This is a genomic window from Roseobacter sinensis (assembly GCF_025755255.1).
In the GTDB taxonomy this organism is placed as follows: domain Bacteria; phylum Pseudomonadota; class Alphaproteobacteria; order Rhodobacterales; family Rhodobacteraceae; genus Roseobacter; species Roseobacter sinensis.
The window spans coordinates 194,581-209,486 of record NZ_JALIEB010000002.1; the positions used below are offsets into that span (position 1 = coordinate 194,581).

17 protein-coding genes are annotated in these 14,906 nt (G+C 65.7%); 9 read left to right on the forward strand and 8 right to left on the reverse strand.

Translation table 11 applies throughout. The features are described from left to right. Nucleotides 1–40: 40 nt before the first annotated feature. From upp to MUB52_RS03850, 4 genes are all read right to left on the reverse strand, one after another. A complete protein-coding gene (upp, locus tag MUB52_RS03835) occupies nucleotides 41–673 on the reverse strand; it encodes a uracil phosphoribosyltransferase (protein WP_263842871.1) in 633 nt (210 codons plus the stop codon). Nucleotides 674–750: 77 nt separating this feature from the next. Further along, nucleotides 751–1,947: a phosphopentomutase gene (locus tag MUB52_RS03840; RefSeq protein ID WP_263842872.1), complete on the reverse strand. Its 1,197-nt coding sequence runs from the start codon at nucleotides 1,945–1,947 to the stop codon at nucleotides 751–753. Further along, nucleotides 1,947–3,263, reverse strand: coding sequence for a thymidine phosphorylase (locus MUB52_RS03845; RefSeq protein ID WP_263842873.1), 1,317 nt, complete (start codon nucleotides 3,261–3,263; stop codon nucleotides 1,947–1,949). The genes MUB52_RS03840 and MUB52_RS03845 overlap by 1 nt, the downstream gene beginning before the upstream one ends. After that, a complete protein-coding gene (locus MUB52_RS03850; protein ID WP_263842874.1) occupies nucleotides 3,260–3,655 on the reverse strand; it encodes a cytidine deaminase in 396 nt (131 codons plus the stop codon). The genes MUB52_RS03845 and MUB52_RS03850 overlap by 4 nt, the downstream gene beginning before the upstream one ends. An 80-nt stretch (nucleotides 3,656–3,735) precedes the next feature. Between MUB52_RS03850 and MUB52_RS03855 the strand changes: the two genes are divergently transcribed. Beyond that, on the forward strand, nucleotides 3,736–3,948 hold the full coding sequence (locus MUB52_RS03855) for a DUF3072 domain-containing protein (RefSeq protein ID WP_263842875.1): 213 nt from the start codon (nucleotides 3,736–3,738) through the stop codon (nucleotides 3,946–3,948). Here the strand turns inward: MUB52_RS03855 and MUB52_RS03860 are convergent. Beyond that, on the reverse strand, nucleotides 3,945–5,036 hold the full coding sequence (locus MUB52_RS03860) for a cupin domain-containing protein (protein ID WP_263842876.1): 1,092 nt from the start codon (nucleotides 5,034–5,036) through the stop codon (nucleotides 3,945–3,947). The genes MUB52_RS03855 and MUB52_RS03860 overlap by 4 nt on opposite strands. A 187-nt stretch (nucleotides 5,037–5,223) precedes the next feature. Here MUB52_RS03860 and MUB52_RS03865 point away from each other — a divergent pair, with 187 nt between their 5' ends. From MUB52_RS03865 to MUB52_RS03885, 5 genes are all read left to right on the forward strand, one after another. Further along, nucleotides 5,224–7,500 (forward strand): NADP-dependent malic enzyme, encoded by a 2,277-nt coding sequence (locus MUB52_RS03865; RefSeq protein WP_263842877.1) that lies wholly within the window; start codon nucleotides 5,224–5,226, stop codon nucleotides 7,498–7,500. A 160-nt stretch (nucleotides 7,501–7,660) separates the two neighbouring features. Then, complete coding sequence (locus MUB52_RS03870; protein ID WP_263842878.1) at nucleotides 7,661–7,930, forward strand: hypothetical protein; 270 nt, start codon at nucleotides 7,661–7,663, stop codon at nucleotides 7,928–7,930. Between the two features lie 17 nt (nucleotides 7,931–7,947). Continuing rightward, on the forward strand, nucleotides 7,948–8,220 hold the full coding sequence (locus MUB52_RS03875; RefSeq protein WP_263842879.1) for a YgdI/YgdR family lipoprotein: 273 nt from the start codon (nucleotides 7,948–7,950) through the stop codon (nucleotides 8,218–8,220). Between the two features lie 113 nt (nucleotides 8,221–8,333). Continuing rightward, nucleotides 8,334–8,651, forward strand: a complete 318-nt coding sequence (locus tag MUB52_RS03880; protein WP_263842880.1) for a hypothetical protein — start codon at nucleotides 8,334–8,336, stop codon at nucleotides 8,649–8,651. Between the two features lie 75 nt (nucleotides 8,652–8,726). Continuing rightward, the gene (locus MUB52_RS03885) at nucleotides 8,727–10,616 is read left to right on the forward strand and encodes a propionyl-CoA synthetase (protein ID WP_263842881.1); all 1,890 of its coding nucleotides are present in this window, start codon (nucleotides 8,727–8,729) and stop codon (nucleotides 10,614–10,616) included. A 161-nt stretch (nucleotides 10,617–10,777) separates the two neighbouring features. Here the strand turns inward: MUB52_RS03885 and MUB52_RS03890 are convergent, their stop codons facing one another. Continuing rightward, entirely contained in the window at nucleotides 10,778–10,987 is a 210-nt protein-coding gene (locus MUB52_RS03890) for a CsbD family protein (protein ID WP_263842882.1), read from the reverse strand. A gap of 183 nt (nucleotides 10,988–11,170) precedes the next feature. Between MUB52_RS03890 and MUB52_RS03895 the strand changes: the two genes are divergently transcribed. Genes MUB52_RS03895 through MUB52_RS03905 form a run of 3 tightly spaced genes read left to right on the forward strand, consistent with a single transcriptional unit; the run spans nucleotide 11,171 to nucleotide 12,731 of the window. Then, the gene (locus MUB52_RS03895; RefSeq protein ID WP_263842883.1) at nucleotides 11,171–11,614 is read left to right on the forward strand and encodes a hypothetical protein; all 444 of its coding nucleotides are present in this window, start codon (nucleotides 11,171–11,173) and stop codon (nucleotides 11,612–11,614) included. Then, complete coding sequence (locus MUB52_RS03900; protein WP_263842884.1) at nucleotides 11,614–12,174, forward strand: hypothetical protein; 561 nt, start codon at nucleotides 11,614–11,616, stop codon at nucleotides 12,172–12,174. The genes MUB52_RS03895 and MUB52_RS03900 overlap by 1 nt, the downstream gene beginning before the upstream one ends. Continuing rightward, nucleotides 12,174–12,731: an SCO family protein gene (locus MUB52_RS03905; RefSeq protein ID WP_263842885.1), complete on the forward strand. Its 558-nt coding sequence runs from the start codon at nucleotides 12,174–12,176 to the stop codon at nucleotides 12,729–12,731. The genes MUB52_RS03900 and MUB52_RS03905 overlap by 1 nt, the downstream gene beginning before the upstream one ends. 30 nt (nucleotides 12,732–12,761) lie before the next feature. On the opposite strand, the gene MUB52_RS03910 is transcribed toward MUB52_RS03905, so the two are convergent. Both MUB52_RS03910 and MUB52_RS03915 read right to left on the reverse strand, forming a co-directional pair. Next, complete coding sequence (locus tag MUB52_RS03910; protein ID WP_263842886.1) at nucleotides 12,762–13,991, reverse strand: Coenzyme F420 hydrogenase/dehydrogenase, beta subunit C-terminal domain; 1,230 nt, start codon at nucleotides 13,989–13,991, stop codon at nucleotides 12,762–12,764. Next, nucleotides 13,988–14,749 carry an NAD kinase gene (locus MUB52_RS03915; RefSeq protein WP_263842887.1) on the reverse strand — a complete coding sequence of 254 codons (762 nt, stop codon included), beginning with the start codon at nucleotides 14,747–14,749 and terminating at the stop codon, nucleotides 13,988–13,990. The genes MUB52_RS03910 and MUB52_RS03915 overlap by 4 nt, the downstream gene beginning before the upstream one ends. Between the last annotated feature and the right edge of the window lie 157 nt (nucleotides 14,750–14,906).

The window sequence follows — 14,906 nt, forward strand, 5'->3', positions numbered from 1 at the left end:
GACCCCGCTCAGATCAAGCGGGACGATGAGGGCCGCGGCCTTACTTGGTGCCGAACATCCGGTCGCCCGCATCGCCGAGGCCGGGGACGATATAGCCGATGTCGTTCAGCTTCTCATCGATGGAGGCGGTGACGATCGGCACATCGGGATGTGCCTCCGTCATCCGGGCGATGCCCTCGGGCGCTGCCAGCAGACACAGGAAACGGATATTTGTGGCGCCTGCATCCTTTAGAAGATCGATCGCAGCAACAGAGGAATTTCCCGTCGCCAGCATCGGATCGACCGCAATCACCAGCCGGTCATCCAGCCCCTCGGGCACCTTGAAATAGTACTGCACCGGCTGCAGCGTCTCTTCGTCGCGATAGAGCCCCACAAAGCCCACGCGCGCCGAGGGGATCAGCTCCAGCACCCCGTCGAGGAGCCCGTTGCCCGCCCGCAGGATCGAGATCAGCGCGAGCTTCTTGCCGTCGAGCGTCGGTGCGTCCATGGCGCGCATCGGGGTCTCGATGGTCTTCGTCGTCATCGGCAGACCGCGCGTGACCTCATACGCCAGCAGCTGGCTGATCTCGCGCAGAAGTTGCCGGAACACGGCCGTCGGCGTCTCCTTGTCGCGCATGATGGTGAGCTTGTGCTGAACCAGCGGATGATCGACGACGGTCACGTGATCGGACATGAGACACCCCTTTTTAACCTGCCTCCCGTTTAGACCCGGAGCACAGTGGGCCGCAAGGCGATCGCGCAGGCGCCGGGTTACGCCTCTGGCACGGGCACCCCGAGATGCCGCGCCACGATGGCCGCAACATCCTGAAAGCCGATGTGCCCCAGCGCGCGCGGTCCCGTTCCGGCGATCAGCACCGGCACCCGCTCGCGCGTGTGGTCGGTGCCGACCCAAGTGGGGTCATTGCCGTGATCCGCCGTCAGCACCATGATATCGCCGGAGCAAAGCCGGGGGATGAGCTTACCGATTTCCGCATCGAACCACTCAAGCGCCCGTGCATAGCCCGACACATCACGTCGGTGACCGTAGAGGCTGTCGAATTCCACGAAATTGGCGAAGGTGAGACTGCCGTCCTCGGCCGTATCGATCAGGTTGCGCAGATGCAGCATCAGCACCTGGTCCGGCCCCTTGCGGACCCTGTCGATCCCCTGCATCGAGAAGATGTCGCCGATCTTGCCCACACCATAGACCCGGCGCCCGGCATCCTGAACCCAGTTGGTCAGCACCGGATGGGGCGGAGCGATGGCATAGTCGCGCCGGTTCGCGGTCCGCTGAAACCCGGTTTCGGGGCTGCCGACAAAGGGGCGTGCAATGACCCGGCCCACCTTCATCTCATGCAGACGCGGAGCAAGCGCCCGGCAAAGCTCCAGCAGCCTGTCGAGGCCAAAGCTTTCCTCATGCGCCGCAATCTGGAATACGGAATCCGCCGACGTGTAGCAGATCGGCTTGCCGCTTTGCATGTGCTCGGCGCCACAGGCTTCGATGATCGCGGTGCCGGAGGCATGGCAATCGCCAAGGATCCCATCGGTCCCCGCCAGCTCCGCCACCGCTGCAGACAGGTCTTGCGGAAAGGCTGGTGTGGTGTCGGGGAAATAGTGCCAGTCCCAGGGCACGGGCACGCCGGCGAGCTCCCAGTGGCCCGAGGGTGTGTCCTTGCCCCGCGACACTTCCGTCGCCACGCCCCAGGTGCCCGACGGCTCCTGACCAAGCCCCAGCGCGATCTCGCCGCTGGCCAATTGCACCGCGCGACCCAATCCGAGCGCGTCAAGGGTGGGGAGCCTCAGAGGGCCGACACGCCCCTCCTGCGCCTGCCCCTGCGCGCAGGCGCGGGCGATATGCGCGACGGTATTGGCGCCCTCGTCCGGAACGTGGCCGTTGTGATAGAGCAGCGCATCGGGCGCACCGCCGATTCCTACGGAATCCATAACGACAAGAAACGCCCGCGCCATCAGCTCACATGCTCCTTGATCAACTCCGGCTCTGACCCTGGATCGGCCTCGACGATCGAGATCGCGGCGCGAACGGCCTCGGCGGCCCGGTCTGCCGCATCCGGACGCGCCGCATGCACCACCGCCAGCGGCTGCCCGGCCTCGACATGCGCGCCGAGGCGCACCACCTGCGCCAGCCCAACCGCCGGGTCGACCGTATCGCTCTCGACAACCCGCCCGCCTCCGAGCGTGACTACGGCCAGACCCAGGCGTTCTCCGTCTATGGCGCCCACATAGCCGGATCGCAGCGCCTTGACCTCGCGGATCACGGTCGCCTCGGGCAAAAACCGTGCCCAGGTCTCGACGAAACGCACCGGCCCGCCCATCGCCGCCACCATGCGCCCGAACCGCTCGGCCGCGCGCCCGTCCTGCACTGATCTGGTGATGGTATCGGTGCCGGCCTGCGCATCAGCCGCAAGCCCTGCATCAGCCAGCAGCACGCCGCCCAGGGCCGCCGTGATGTCGAGCAGCGGCCCACGCGCATCGCCGCAAAGCACCCGCATCACCTCCGCGACCTCAAGCGCGTTGCCAAGGCTCGGCGCCAGGGGCTGGTTCATGTCGCTGATCACGGCGGTGGTCTTGCATCCGGCGGCATTCGCCGTCTCGACCAGCGCCCGGGCCAGGGCCCGCGCCGCCTCCATATCCTTCATGAAGGCGCCGCTGCCGGTCTTCACGTCCAGCACCAGCCCCTCAAGCCCCACTGCCAGCTTTTTCGACAGGATCGAGGCGGTGATGAGCTCCAGACTGTCCACGGTGGAGGTCACATCGCGCACCGCATAGAGCCGCTTGTCCGCAGGCGCGATATCCGCCGTGGCTCCCACAATGGCGCAGCCGGCCTGTCCAACCACCGCACGAAACCGCGTCTCGTCCAGCGCAGTTGCAAGGCCCGGGATCGCATCGAGCTTGTCGAGCGTCCCGCCGGTGTGACCGAGCCCGCGCCCGGAGACCATCGGCACATATGCACCGCAGGCCGCCAGCGCTGGTGCAAGCACCAGCGAGACACAATCACCGATCCCGCCGGTGGAATGCTTGTCGAGCACCGGACCGTCCAGATCCCAGTGAAGAACGCGCCCGCTGTCGCGCATCGCCCGCGTCAGCGCCACCCGTCCGTCGTCGCTCAGGCCCCGCGCGCAGATGCCCATGGCGAAGGCGCCTGCCTGCGCGTCGCTCACGGTACCGTCGGCGAGCCCGGCGGCAAACCAGGCAAGCTGCCCCGGCTCCAGCGCCTCGCCGTGCCGCAAGCGGGCCAGAACCGCGCGCGCCGTGACCTCGCTCATGGCGCCATATGGGCTGCGTTGAAGACCCCGGGCAGCAGCTCGGCCACGGTGGTCACCTGCGCGACGCCCCCGGTTGTCGCCATGGTCACGCGCACGTCACCGCTTGCGAACTCGGCCAGCTTCTGACGGCAACCGCCGCAGGGTGTGACCGGCATGGGCGACCCCGCGATCACATAGGCCTCTGTCAGCGTGGTCTCTCCGGCTGCGACCATCGCGGCGATGGCACCTGCCTCCGCGCACGTCCCTTCGGGATAGGCCACGTTCTCAACGTTGCAGCCCACGTAGATCGCGCCCGATGCCCCGCGGATTGCAGCACCAACCTTGAAGTTAGAATAGGGCGCATGGGCGTTTCCGCGCACCGCTGTGGCGGCCTCTTTCAATTGCTCGGACATCGCCCTCTCACCTGACCCGCTTCGGAACCTTTAGTCTTAGCCGCGCGTTCCGCCTACATCAATCGTCAAGGAGACCGACCATGGACCCCAAAACCGGCGGTGATATCATCGCAGGCCCGCAATCCATCGACCTAGACACCGATGCCGGGGCCGATGCGCAGATGACCGAAGAAACCGCGGCGCGCCTGCGCGCGATCTGCGACGCAACATCCGAACCCTTCGACGCGAGCCTCACCGAAGCGCAGGCGCAAAAGCGCATCGCGGCGCTGCGCGAGCTGCACGATCTCGACTAGCGCGCCACCGTCTCGGTCCGGAAGACCCCGGGCAGCGACACCTCCAAAAACTCCAGATCCTGCGTCGCCTTGGCATAGCGCACCGGCATCCCCGGCGGGATCACGAAGGCGTCGCCCGCCTCCAATTGGCACGGCGCGCGCCCTTCGCCTTCCAGCACCATGCCGCCCTCCATCACGAAGGTGAACAGGATGTCGCTTCCGTGCTGCGTCCAGGGGCTCGCGGCCCCCTCAGGCCGTACGACATGAACCCCGGCCACATCGCCGGTGTGCTCGGCAATCGTGGTGTCACGGCTCCGAAACCCGGGCACCCGAAACGGCGTCCAGACCGCCCCCTCCGCCTTGTGATGCACGAACCGCTGCCCCTGGAACACCCGACCGGGATTCGCCGGACCATTCGGAAGCTCCATCTCATGATCGATCGTCGTGACATGCTCCGCCGGCACGCCGATCTCGATCACCTCGATGTTGTCGGAGGCATAGAGCACCCGGTGCCGGATCTCGGGTGGCTGGATCACGCAGTTCCCCGCATGCAGCCGGAAAGGCTCCCCCTGATCCTCATAGACCAGATCGACCCAGCCCCGGTAACAAAAGATCAGCTGGAACCCGACCGTATGGTAATGCACCACGTCGGGCACCGGCCCGCCATCGGGGATGCGGATGTGGCTGGCAATGATCGAGCCGCCCAACCGGTCCGGGATCAGATCGCGGTAATGCATCCCCGCCCGTCCGATGATCCAGGGCGCCTGGTCTGCCAGACGCCGCACCACGAAACTGTGCACCGTCTCGGGCATCACCAAAGGCTCGTGCAGAGGCCGCACCTCGATCCGCGTGCCGTTGGGTGCGGTCAGATCGCGTCGCCCTTCGGCAACCTCCTCGGGCGCTTCGGTCAGCAGCCGCAACACCCCGGGCGCCGCGGCCGCCCCCTTCTCTACACGCAGCCGCAGACCATGGCCGGAAAACACCGCAACCGAGGGGTCGTCGGCGGGATAGATCATGTCCATCCGCATGCCCAGAACCTTGGTAAAGAACGGAATATCGTCCCGCAACTCCTGCGTCGGCAACAGCACTTCGGCTCGGATCTCGCCCATCTCACCCCCACAATCGCACCAGCAACCTGCGTCGCCCGCCCCGATTTGGCAAGCCTCCGTCGCTTCTTCTGGCCTCAAATATCCCGGGGAGTGTGAGGGGCAGCGCCCCTCATCAAATCAACACCTTGGCCCTCCTCTCTCAGTGGTTTAACACTAAACTATCCCGGGGGCAGGAGGCAGCCAGACCATGAGTGACACCACGAACCTGCGGCAGGCCGCGCTCGACTACCACGAATTCCCCAAGCCCGGAAAGCTGGAGATCCGCGCCACCAAGCCGCTGGCCAACGGGCGCGATCTCGCGCGCGCCTACTCGCCTGGCGTGGCAGAAGCCTGCCTTGAGATCAAGGACGACCCCGCCGCTGCGGCCCGCTACACGGCCCGTGGTAACCTCGTCGCCGTCGTCTCCAACGGCTCGGCCGTGCTGGGCTTGGGCAACATCGGCGCGCTTGCCTCCAAACCGGTGATGGAAGGCAAGGCGGTGCTCTTCAAGAAATTCGCCAGCATCGATTGTTTCGACATCGAAGTGGATGAAACCGACCCCGAAAAGCTCGCCGATATCGTCTGCGCCCTCGGTCCCACCTTCGGCGCGATCAACCTCGAAGACATCAAGGCGCCCGATTGCTTCACCGTCGAGCGAATCTGCCGCGAACGCATGAACATCCCGGTCTTTCACGACGACCAGCACGGCACAGCCATCGTCGTGGGGGCTGCCGCCAAGAACGCCCTGCACGTCGCCGGAAAGCGCTTCGAAGACATCAAGATCGTCTCCACCGGCGGCGGGGCAGCGGGCATCGCCTGCCTCAACATGCTGCTGAAGCTCGGCGTGAGACGCGAAAACGTCTGGCTCTGCGACATCCACGGGCTGGTCTACGAGGGCCGCGAGGTCGACATGAACCCCTCCAAGGCCGAATTCGCGCAGGCCTCGGACCTGCGCACGCTCGACGATGTGATCCCGGAGGCCGACATGTTCCTCGGCCTCTCCGGCCCCCGCGTGCTCAGCCCCGAAATGGTCGGCAAGATGAAAGACCGACCGATCATCTTCGCGCTCGCGAACCCGACGCCGGAAATCCTGCCCGACCTCGCGCGCGAGGTCGCCCCCGATGCAATCATCGCCACCGGCCGCAGTGATTTTCCCAATCAGGTCAACAACGTGCTCTGCTTTCCGTTCATCTTCCGAGGTGCCCTGGACGTCGGCGCGACCACGATCAACGACGAGATGCAACTCGCCTGCATCGACGGCATCGCCGAACTGGCCCGCGCCACCACCTCCGCCGAAGCCGCTGCCGCCTACCAGGGCGAACAGCTCACCTTCGGGGCCGACTACCTGATCCCGAAGCCCTTCGATCCGCGCCTCGTGGGCGTCGTCTCCTCCTCCGTCGCGCAGGCCGCCATGGAAACCGGTGTCGCCACCCGCCCCATCGAAGACCTCGAGGCCTATCGCCAGAAACTCGACGGGTCCGTCTTCAAATCCGCCCTGCTCATGCGCCCGGTGTTCCAGGCCGCGCGCATGGCCCCGCGCCGCATCGTTTTCGCCGAAGGCGAGGACGAGCGCGTGCTGCGCTGTGCGCAAGCGATGCTGGAGGAGACGACCGAACGCCCGATCATCATCGGCCGGCCCGAGGTGATTGAAACCCGGATCGCCCGCGCGGGCCTCACGATCAAACTCGGCGAACACTTCGATCTGGTGAACCCCGAAAACGACGCCCGCTACCGCGACTACTGGGAGACCTATCACGAACTTATGGCCCGGCGCGGCGGAACGCCCGACATCGCCCGCGCGATCATGCGCACGAACACCACCGCCATCGGCGCGGTCATGGTCCACCGGGGCGAGGCCGACAGCCTGATCTGCGGCACCTTCGGCGAGTTCAGCTGGCACCTGAACTATATCACCCAGATCCTCGGCCAGAACGAGTTGCACCCCGTCGGCGCGCTGTCGATGATGATCCTCGAAGACGGGCCGCTCTTCGTGGCGGACACGCAGGTGCACCTGCACCCCGACCCCAACGAGATCGCCGAGATCGCCATTGGCTGCGCGCGCCACGTGCGCCGCTTCGGGATCGAACCGCGCATCGCCTTCTGTTCGCAGTCGCAGTTCGGCAACCGCGGCGACGGCACCGGTGGGCGGCTACGCGCGGCCCTCAAGCTGCTCGATGCGGGCGGCCACGACTTCTGCTACGAGGGCGAGATGAACATCGACACCGCCCTCGACCCCGAGTTGCGCGCCCGGATCCTGCCAGGGAACCGCATGCCGGAGGGGGCCGCCAACGTTCTGATCTTCGCCCACGCCGATGCCGCCTCGGGCGTGCGCAATATTCTCAAGATGAAGGGCGGCGGGCTCGAAGTCGGCCCGATCCTGATGGGCATGGGCAACCGCGCGCATATCGTCTCGCCCTCGATCACCGCGCGCGGGCTGCTGAACATGTCCGCCATCGCAGGTACCCCCGTCGCCCATTACGGTTAGGTCGCCATCAGAACGCCGGTCCCGGCACCATCCGGAGCGCGCGGAAACCCGCTGTGCTTCTTCGCACCGCAGCCCGTTGATTTCACGCTGCGTGATCAAATCTTAACAGCATCGGCGCAGAACGCGGCCGGCCATCTTAGTCCAGAAGGATCTGTCCCCCGTGCTGCGTCTTTCATTCGTCTTTCCCGTTCTCGCTGTGCTGGCTGTCGGGGCCTGCGCAACCGTTGCCGACGAACGGCTGAGCACAATTGTCGTAGATGGTCGCGAATACACGCTCCGAACCCGCACGATCGACGGCCCGACCGGCACCTACGAGACCACCAGCGCGCGCGTGCGGGGCAAGCATTTCATATGCATCATCGACAGCCCCGGCGATTGCGAAGCTGCCGTGCGCCAGGGCCGCGAGAGCAGCCTTTTCGACAGCAACTAACTCCGAGCGATCTCGTCATGGCACCCCTGCGCACCATTCTGGCAGCCCTCTCCGTGCTTACACTCACCGCCTGCGCGGACAGCGTCGCCGACACGCAACTGCGCACCATTGTCGTGGATGGTGAGCCCTACACTCTGCGCACCCGCATCATCGAGGGGCCGAACGGCCCCTATGAGACGACCAGCGCCCGGGTGCGCAACACGTATTACCCGTGCAAACTCGACAGTCCCGGCGACTGTGCCGCCGCCGTGCGCTTCGGGCGTGACTACTTCCCGGCTGACCGTGAATAACGGCGACGGGGTCACGTGGCATCACATGCCCCGGAGCGGGTGACACATTCCGCGCACCATGCCTCGGGGTCCCCTACATCGGATGCAGATGATCTCAAAACAGGAGAACCTGCATGACATGGAATCCGCGTTCCGCCCTCATCCTCTGCGCCGCCGTGGCGCTCAATGCCACCGCCGCTTTTGCCGCTCCGACATCCGCCACTGTGACAGTACATGGCCGCGATTATGAAACCATCATTCGCGAATTCCAGCAGCGCGGCAGCACCGTGTTGACCGGCGAGGTGCGCGTCTACAACCGCAGTTGGGGCTGCAACCCGCTTGAGGCGGGCGATTGCGAAGCGGTGGTGCAGCGCGTGCTCAATGCGGATTCGATCAGCGTCAACGGCGGTGTGGCGGCCAGCCCGATCCGCGAGATTATCGGCCGCCGTTAGCCCTCACAGTCTTGCACGCCCCCGCAGCTTGCGCTTAACCATAGCGCCGAGGACCTAAAAGGGGGAGATGTGGCCATGACCTACCGTGCCACTTACGAGAGCAGCATGGCCGATCCCGAAGGGTTCTGGATGCAGGCGGCGGAGGCCATCCACTGGACAAGACCCCCAAGCAAGGCGCTGTTCGACCGCGGCGACGATCTCTACGAGTGGTTCGCCGACGGGCTGACGAACGGCTGCTACAATGCGGTCGATCGGCATGTCGAGCAAGGGCGCGGCGATCAGCCGGCGATTATCCACGACAGCCCGATCACCGGGACCAAGAGCACTCTCACCTATGCCGAGCTGCAAGCGCGCGTCGCAAGTCTTGCGGGAGCCCTGGTCGCCCAAGGCGTCCGCAAGGGCGACCGGGTCATCGTCTACATGCCGATGGTGCCCGAGGCACTCGAAGCGATGCTCGCCTGCGCGCGCATCGGGGCGATCCACTCCGTTGTCTTCGGCGGCTTTGCCGCGCATGAGCTCGCGGTGCGCATCGATGACTGCCAGCCCAAGGCGATCATCGCCGCCTCCTGCGGGCTCGAGCCGGGCCGGGTGATCCACTACAAGCCGCTGCTGGACGGCGCCATCGACCTGGCCGCGCATACACCCGACGTCTGCATCATTCTGCAGCGGGACCAGGAGCGGGCCGAGTTGATCCCGGGCCGCGATCTCGACTGGCACGAAGCGCAAGAGGGTGTGACGCCGGCGGACTGCGTGCCCGTCGAAGGCAATCACCCGGCCTACATTCTTTACACCTCCGGCACCACGGGGGCGCCCAAGGGTGTCGTGCGCCCGACGGGCGGGCATCTCGTGGCGCTGAACTGGACGATGAAGAACATCTACCAGTGCGATCCGGGCGACGTCTTCTGGGCGGCATCGGACGTGGGCTGGGTCGTCGGCCACAGCTATATCTGCTACGCCCCGCTCATCCATGGCAACACCACGGTGGTCTTCGAGGGAAAGCCCGTCGGAACCCCGGATGCGGGCACCTTCTGGCGCGTCATTGCCGAGCACAACGTGCGCAGCTTCTTCACCGCGCCCACCGCCATCCGGGCCGTAAAGCGGGAGGATCCCAAAGGCACCTATAAGCAGAAATACGACCTCTCGGGCCTGCGGGCGCTTTACCTTGCGGGCGAGCGGGCCGATCCTGACACCATCGAGTGGGCGCAAGAGCTGCTCCAAGTCCCGGTCTACGACCACTGGTGGCAGACGGAAACGGGCTACACCATCGCGGGCAACCCGGCAGGCCTCGAAGCGCTCCCGGTCAAGATCGGCTCGCCGACGGTCGCGATGCCGGGCTACGACGTGCAGATCCTCGACGAAGCCGGTCACCCGCAAAAGCCCGGAGAGCTGGGGGCCATCGCGATCAAACTGCCACTGCCACCGGGGACGCTGCCGACGCTCTGGAACGCGACCGATCGCTTCCGCAAGAGCTATCTGACGACCTTCCCGGGGTACTATGAAACCGGGGATGCCGGCATGATCGACGATGATGGCTACCTCTATATCATGGCGCGCACAGATGATGTGATCAACGTGGCGGGCCATCGCCTGTCGACCGGCGCGATGGAAGAGGTGCTGGCCTCCCACCCGGATGTGGCGGAATGCGCCGTCGTGGGCGTGGCCGATGCGCTCAAGGGTCAGTCTCCGCTGGGCTTGTTGTGCCTGACCACCGGCGTGAACCGGCCGCATGACGAGATCACGGCCGAGTGCGTCAGGCTCGTGCGCGAGCAGATCGGTCCCGTCGCGGCCTTCAAGACGGCGGTGGTTGTCGACCGCCTGCCCAAGACCCGCTCGGGCAAGATCCTGCGCGGCACGGTGGTGAAGATCGCCGACAACCAGGCGTTCAAGATACCCGCCACCATCGACGACCCGGCTATCCTCGATGAAATCCGGGCCGCGCTGCAAACCGTCGGCTACGCCAGTTGACGGCGCCGCGGGGCGGCGCGCCCACCGGGCCGGGCGGCGCTGGCGCCGCCCGGCCCGGTGGGCGCGCTCCCGGCTCAACCGTTGCGCCAGAGCGGCAGCTGAAACGTAAAAGGACGGTCCCAACGGGACCGCCCTTTAAGAAATCAGTCGCGACGAGGTAATTACGCGGCTGACTTATGCTCTGCGATGAAGGCGTCAATCTGGCGTTCTGCCTCGTCCTTGGCCACCCCGTAACGCTCCTGGATGAGCCCGGCGAGGCGCTCACGGTCGCCCTCGGCCTGCTCGATCTCATCGTCCGTCAGTTCACCCCACTTGGATTGGATCTGACCTTTCATCTGTTTCCAGTTGCCTTTGATAATGTCCCAGTTCATTGGTCTCTCCTTTGCAGTTGATCTCGTTGAACCAAGCACATGCGCATCACATGCTCTTGTAGTCCGAACGCCGAGGCTCCCGAATAGTTCCGAGGAAATCGTGATCGACCGGCCGGTTTTCGCGCATTGCGTGACGACCCGGCGCGTCCTAGTCTTTCCGCAACGTCAGACAGGAGATGACCTATGCGAAGACTGTTGCCGCTGCTCTTTTGCGGCTTGGCCCTGCCGGCCAGCGCTGCCGAGGGCACCCGGATCCAGGTGACCGGAGAGATCATCGATACCTGGTGTTACTACTCCGGTGTCATGGGCGGGCCCGACGCGGTGGTGGGCTCGGCGCATCACACCTGCGCGCTGTGGTGCTCCGCGGGCGGCATCCCGGTCGGTCTGCTGGCCGAGGATGGCACTGTCTACATGGTGCTGAAGATCGCGCAGGATGCGGGGTCCGCGAGTGGCGACACCCAGCTCAGCCTCGCGGCACATACTGTGACCGCGGATGGCATGTTCTACGAGCGCGACGGGCTCAACTACATCGTTGTCAGCGAGGTTGTCACCGATATGGATATCGTGAACCCCACCCATGAAGACTATGGCACCGTGCCGCCCTTCTCGTTTCCGGAGCCCGACTGATGCGCAAGTTCCTTTCTCTCATCGCCCTCGTCGCCACCCCCCTCGCTGCACAGGATTTCTCCGAAGGATCCGAGGCGCAGTCCTGGAACCTCTATGCGGAAGTGCCCGCGCGCTTCGAGGCGACGGTTGTCGATGTGCTCTGTGAGCTGAGCGGCGACTGCCCCGAGAATTGCGGCGACGGGGCGCGTCAGTTGGGGCTGATCCGCACTGCCGACGATGTGATGGTGCTGCCCATGAAGAACTCGCAACCTGCCTTTACGGGTGCTGTGGCCGAGCTTGCGCCCTTCTGCGGACAGGTGATCGAAGTCGATGGTCTGATGATCGAAGACGAGGAGTTGGGTGCCCGCAACATCTACCTGGTGCAGCGGATCAATGCGGGGGACGCTGATTGGATCAAGGCCAACACCTGGACAAAAAAATGGGCCGAGGCGCACCCCGAGGCCGCGGGCAAGGGTCCGTGGTTCCGCCGCGATCCGCGCATCAAGGAGATCATCGCAACCGAAGGCTATCTTGGCCTCGGCCTTGAGGCCGACGAGACCTACGCCGAAGAGAACTTCTGATGCTGCGGGCGCTGGCGCTGGCGATCACTCTGGCGGGCAGCGCTTCGGCCGAGGCGCCCCTGCCCTTCGATCTGGGCGGGGCCTATGCGCTCACCAACCAGCATGGTGAGACGCGGACTGAGGCCGACCCAGGCGGCCATGCGCAGCTGCTGTTTTTCGGTTATGCCAATTGCCTCAACATCTGCTCCGCCGCCCTGCCGCTGATGGCGGAGGTGGCAGAGGTGCTGGCAGCGGAGAAGATCGCTGTCACGCCGGTGATGATCACCGTCGCACCCGAGCAGGACCGGGTCGAGACCATGGGGGCGCTCTTGGCTGACATTCATCCGGATTTCATAGGCTTGACCGGTGGCGCGGCGGATTTGCAGAAAGCCTATGACGCCTTTGCCGTCGAGGTGGAGCCGCTCTTTCAGGACCCCGAGCATGGCTGGGTCTACGCGCATGGCAGTTTCATCTACCTGCTCGACGGGCAGGGTGAGATGCTGACGCTGATGCCGCCGGTGCTGGATGCGGAACGGGCCGCCGACATCGTCCGGGGCTATCTGACCCCGCGCGGGTAAGGGGGCCAGCCCCCGCCTGAGCCTTTCGGCTCAGTCTCCCCCGGGATATTTCTGGCCAGAAGAAGACGGCCGTTCGTCCGCTGTGGGCGTCAGCCCGTAGGGCGCGGCGATGTCCCAGACATGCTGGGGCACCATGTTCTTCATCTTCGCGGGCGCCGCGCGGCGCAGGTGAAGGATGGTTTCGGCCGCTTTCATCTCCAAGCGCGCGCGGGCGAATTCCAGCCCCCGCGGGCCGAGGCGGGGTTGCAGCCAGCTGACCAGTGGGCGCAGCCAGCGCGGCATGCGTCTGAGCGGCAGGCCACCGGCGGCGCGTTCGGTGTTGGCGACAAAGCCTTTCACGGCACCTGCGCGCTTGCCCGCGCTGCCTGGCGCGCTCAAACGGATAGCGTCGCCCAGGCCTGCCAGCATCTCGGCGCCCTGGTCATTGCGCACCAGCAGCCATTGCTGGCCTTCGCCGCCCATGTAACCGACAGTGATATCCGCAAGCACATTGGTGTAGTCGACGCAGGTGCGGCAGGTCAGGGGGAAGAAGTCGGACGGCAGGTCCGAAATGGGCAGCGACAGAAAGGGGATCAGCCGCTGGCGCCCGTCGGCAAAACGCAGCTCCACCTTATAGTCCGCGCGGAACTCCAGATAGGTGATGCTGCCCGGGTCCTCGTCCAACAGGCCGAGAAACTGATGAAAGTTCTCCGTGCTCGTATTGTCCGAACACGGTGTGCCGATCACGTAGAGCCGTTCGAACCCCAGCTCGGCTTCGAGGCAGCGCAGCGCGTAGATCTGGCAGGGGATGCCGATCACCGCCAGCCGGGTCAAGCCCTGCGCCTGCGCGTCTTCGAGCAGGGCCAGCAGCGGCGCATAGCCCATGCGCATTCCCCGGGCCTGCGCCATATCCGCGGCCTCCGTGATCAACGCGGGCCGCGGGCGCCAGCGGTCCTCGGCATCGGGCACCATGGTCAGAACCGCCTGCACCGCGCCCTGCTCCAACAGCCGTGCGCCGAGCGCTGTGGTGATGCCGGTCCATTGCGCGCCGTCTCGGGGTGCCACCATCTCGGCGCGATACATGGCCTGAAACGGGCCGAAGAAAAGCTCGTCGCCCGCGCCGCGCGCGCGCCCGTGCACGCGGGCCTCCAGCCCGGGATAATCCGGCGCGATGAACTGGCAGGCGTGGCCGCAGGCCTTCGCGTTTGTCATGCGTGAGACGCCGCAATCTGTGCAGAGCCCGCGGGTGGCCGCCGGGCCGACCTCAGGCGTCAGGATCATGTGAACTGCTCGTTGATCAGCCGCTCTTCCAGCCCATGGCCCGGATCGAAGAGGATGCGGTGCACCACCGAAGCGTCCGACTGGATCTTTACGCGGATCACGTCGGTGACCGAATTCGCGTCGGCCTCGGCCATGACCGGGCGCTTTTCCGGCTCCAGCACTTCGATTTCAACAACGGCAGTCTTGGGCAGCAGCGCCCCACGCCAGCGGCGGGGGCGGAAGGCGCTCATCGCCGTCAGGGCCAGCACCTCCGACCCGATCGGCAGGATCGGGCCGTGGGCGGAGTAGTTGTAGGCCGTCGAGCCTGCGGGCGTACTGACCAGCGCGCCGTCGCACACCAACTCCGCCATGCGCAACCGCCCGTCCACGGTGATCTTCAGCTTCGCGGCCTGTGGCCCTGCGCGCAGGAGGGACACCTCGTTGATCGCGAGCGCATGCGTCACCGTGCCGTCGGCACCGGTGGCGACCATGCTGAGGGGGTTGAGCTCGGCCTCCTCGGCGGCGGCGAGCCGCGCGGGCAGATCGGTCTCGGAGTAGGTGTTCATCAGAAATCCGATCGTGCCGCGGTTCATGCCGTAGACCGGTGCGCTCAGATGCTGAGCTGCGTGCAGCGTCTGCAGCATGAAGCCGTCGCCGCCCAGTGCGACGATCACGTCCGCGTCCTCCAGCGGGACATTGCCGTAACGCGTAATCAGAGCCGCCCGGGCGGTCTGCGCAACCTCGGCATGGGCGGCGGTGAAAGCGATCTTGTCAGGCATGGATGTTTCCGATCCGGGACTTATCGATCCGAAACAATCACATATCCCGCGCGCTGACCAGTATCGCCGGCATCGCGCCGAAATGGCGCGCCCCGCACGATTGCACGATCCGGCCCAAGCCCTTATGACGGCGGCAGCGATCGGTCGACAGGTCGCT

Bases quoted from the DNA above. Each gene is read 5' to 3' on its own strand.
- upp (WP_263842871.1), bottom strand. From the start codon at position 673: ATGTCCGATCACGTGACCGTCGTCGATCATCCGCTGGTTCAGCACAAG.
- MUB52_RS03840 (WP_263842872.1), bottom strand. From the start codon at position 1,947: ATGGCGCGGGCGTTTCTTGTCGTTATGGATTCCGTAGGAATCGGCGGT.
- MUB52_RS03845 (WP_263842873.1), bottom strand. From the start codon at position 3,263: ATGAGCGAGGTCACGGCGCGCGCGGTTCTGGCCCGCTTGCGGCACGGC.
- MUB52_RS03850 (WP_263842874.1), bottom strand. From the start codon at position 3,655: ATGTCCGAGCAATTGAAAGAGGCCGCCACAGCGGTGCGCGGAAACGCC.
- MUB52_RS03855 (WP_263842875.1), top strand. From the start codon at position 3,736: ATGGACCCCAAAACCGGCGGTGATATCATCGCAGGCCCGCAATCCATC.
- MUB52_RS03860 (WP_263842876.1), bottom strand. From the start codon at position 5,036: ATGGGCGAGATCCGAGCCGAAGTGCTGTTGCCGACGCAGGAGTTGCGG.
- MUB52_RS03865 (WP_263842877.1), top strand. From the start codon at position 5,224: ATGAGTGACACCACGAACCTGCGGCAGGCCGCGCTCGACTACCACGAA.
- MUB52_RS03875 (WP_263842879.1), top strand. From the start codon at position 7,948: ATGGCACCCCTGCGCACCATTCTGGCAGCCCTCTCCGTGCTTACACTC.
- MUB52_RS03880 (WP_263842880.1), top strand. From the start codon at position 8,334: ATGACATGGAATCCGCGTTCCGCCCTCATCCTCTGCGCCGCCGTGGCG.
- MUB52_RS03885 (WP_263842881.1), top strand. From the start codon at position 8,727: ATGACCTACCGTGCCACTTACGAGAGCAGCATGGCCGATCCCGAAGGG.
- MUB52_RS03890 (WP_263842882.1), bottom strand. From the start codon at position 10,987: ATGAACTGGGACATTATCAAAGGCAACTGGAAACAGATGAAAGGTCAG.
- MUB52_RS03895 (WP_263842883.1), top strand. From the start codon at position 11,171: ATGCGAAGACTGTTGCCGCTGCTCTTTTGCGGCTTGGCCCTGCCGGCC.
- MUB52_RS03900 (WP_263842884.1), top strand. From the start codon at position 11,614: ATGCGCAAGTTCCTTTCTCTCATCGCCCTCGTCGCCACCCCCCTCGCT.
- MUB52_RS03905 (WP_263842885.1), top strand. From the start codon at position 12,174: ATGCTGCGGGCGCTGGCGCTGGCGATCACTCTGGCGGGCAGCGCTTCG.
- MUB52_RS03910 (WP_263842886.1), bottom strand. From the start codon at position 13,991: ATGATCCTGACGCCTGAGGTCGGCCCGGCGGCCACCCGCGGGCTCTGC.
- MUB52_RS03915 (WP_263842887.1), bottom strand. From the start codon at position 14,749: ATGCCTGACAAGATCGCTTTCACCGCCGCCCATGCCGAGGTTGCGCAG.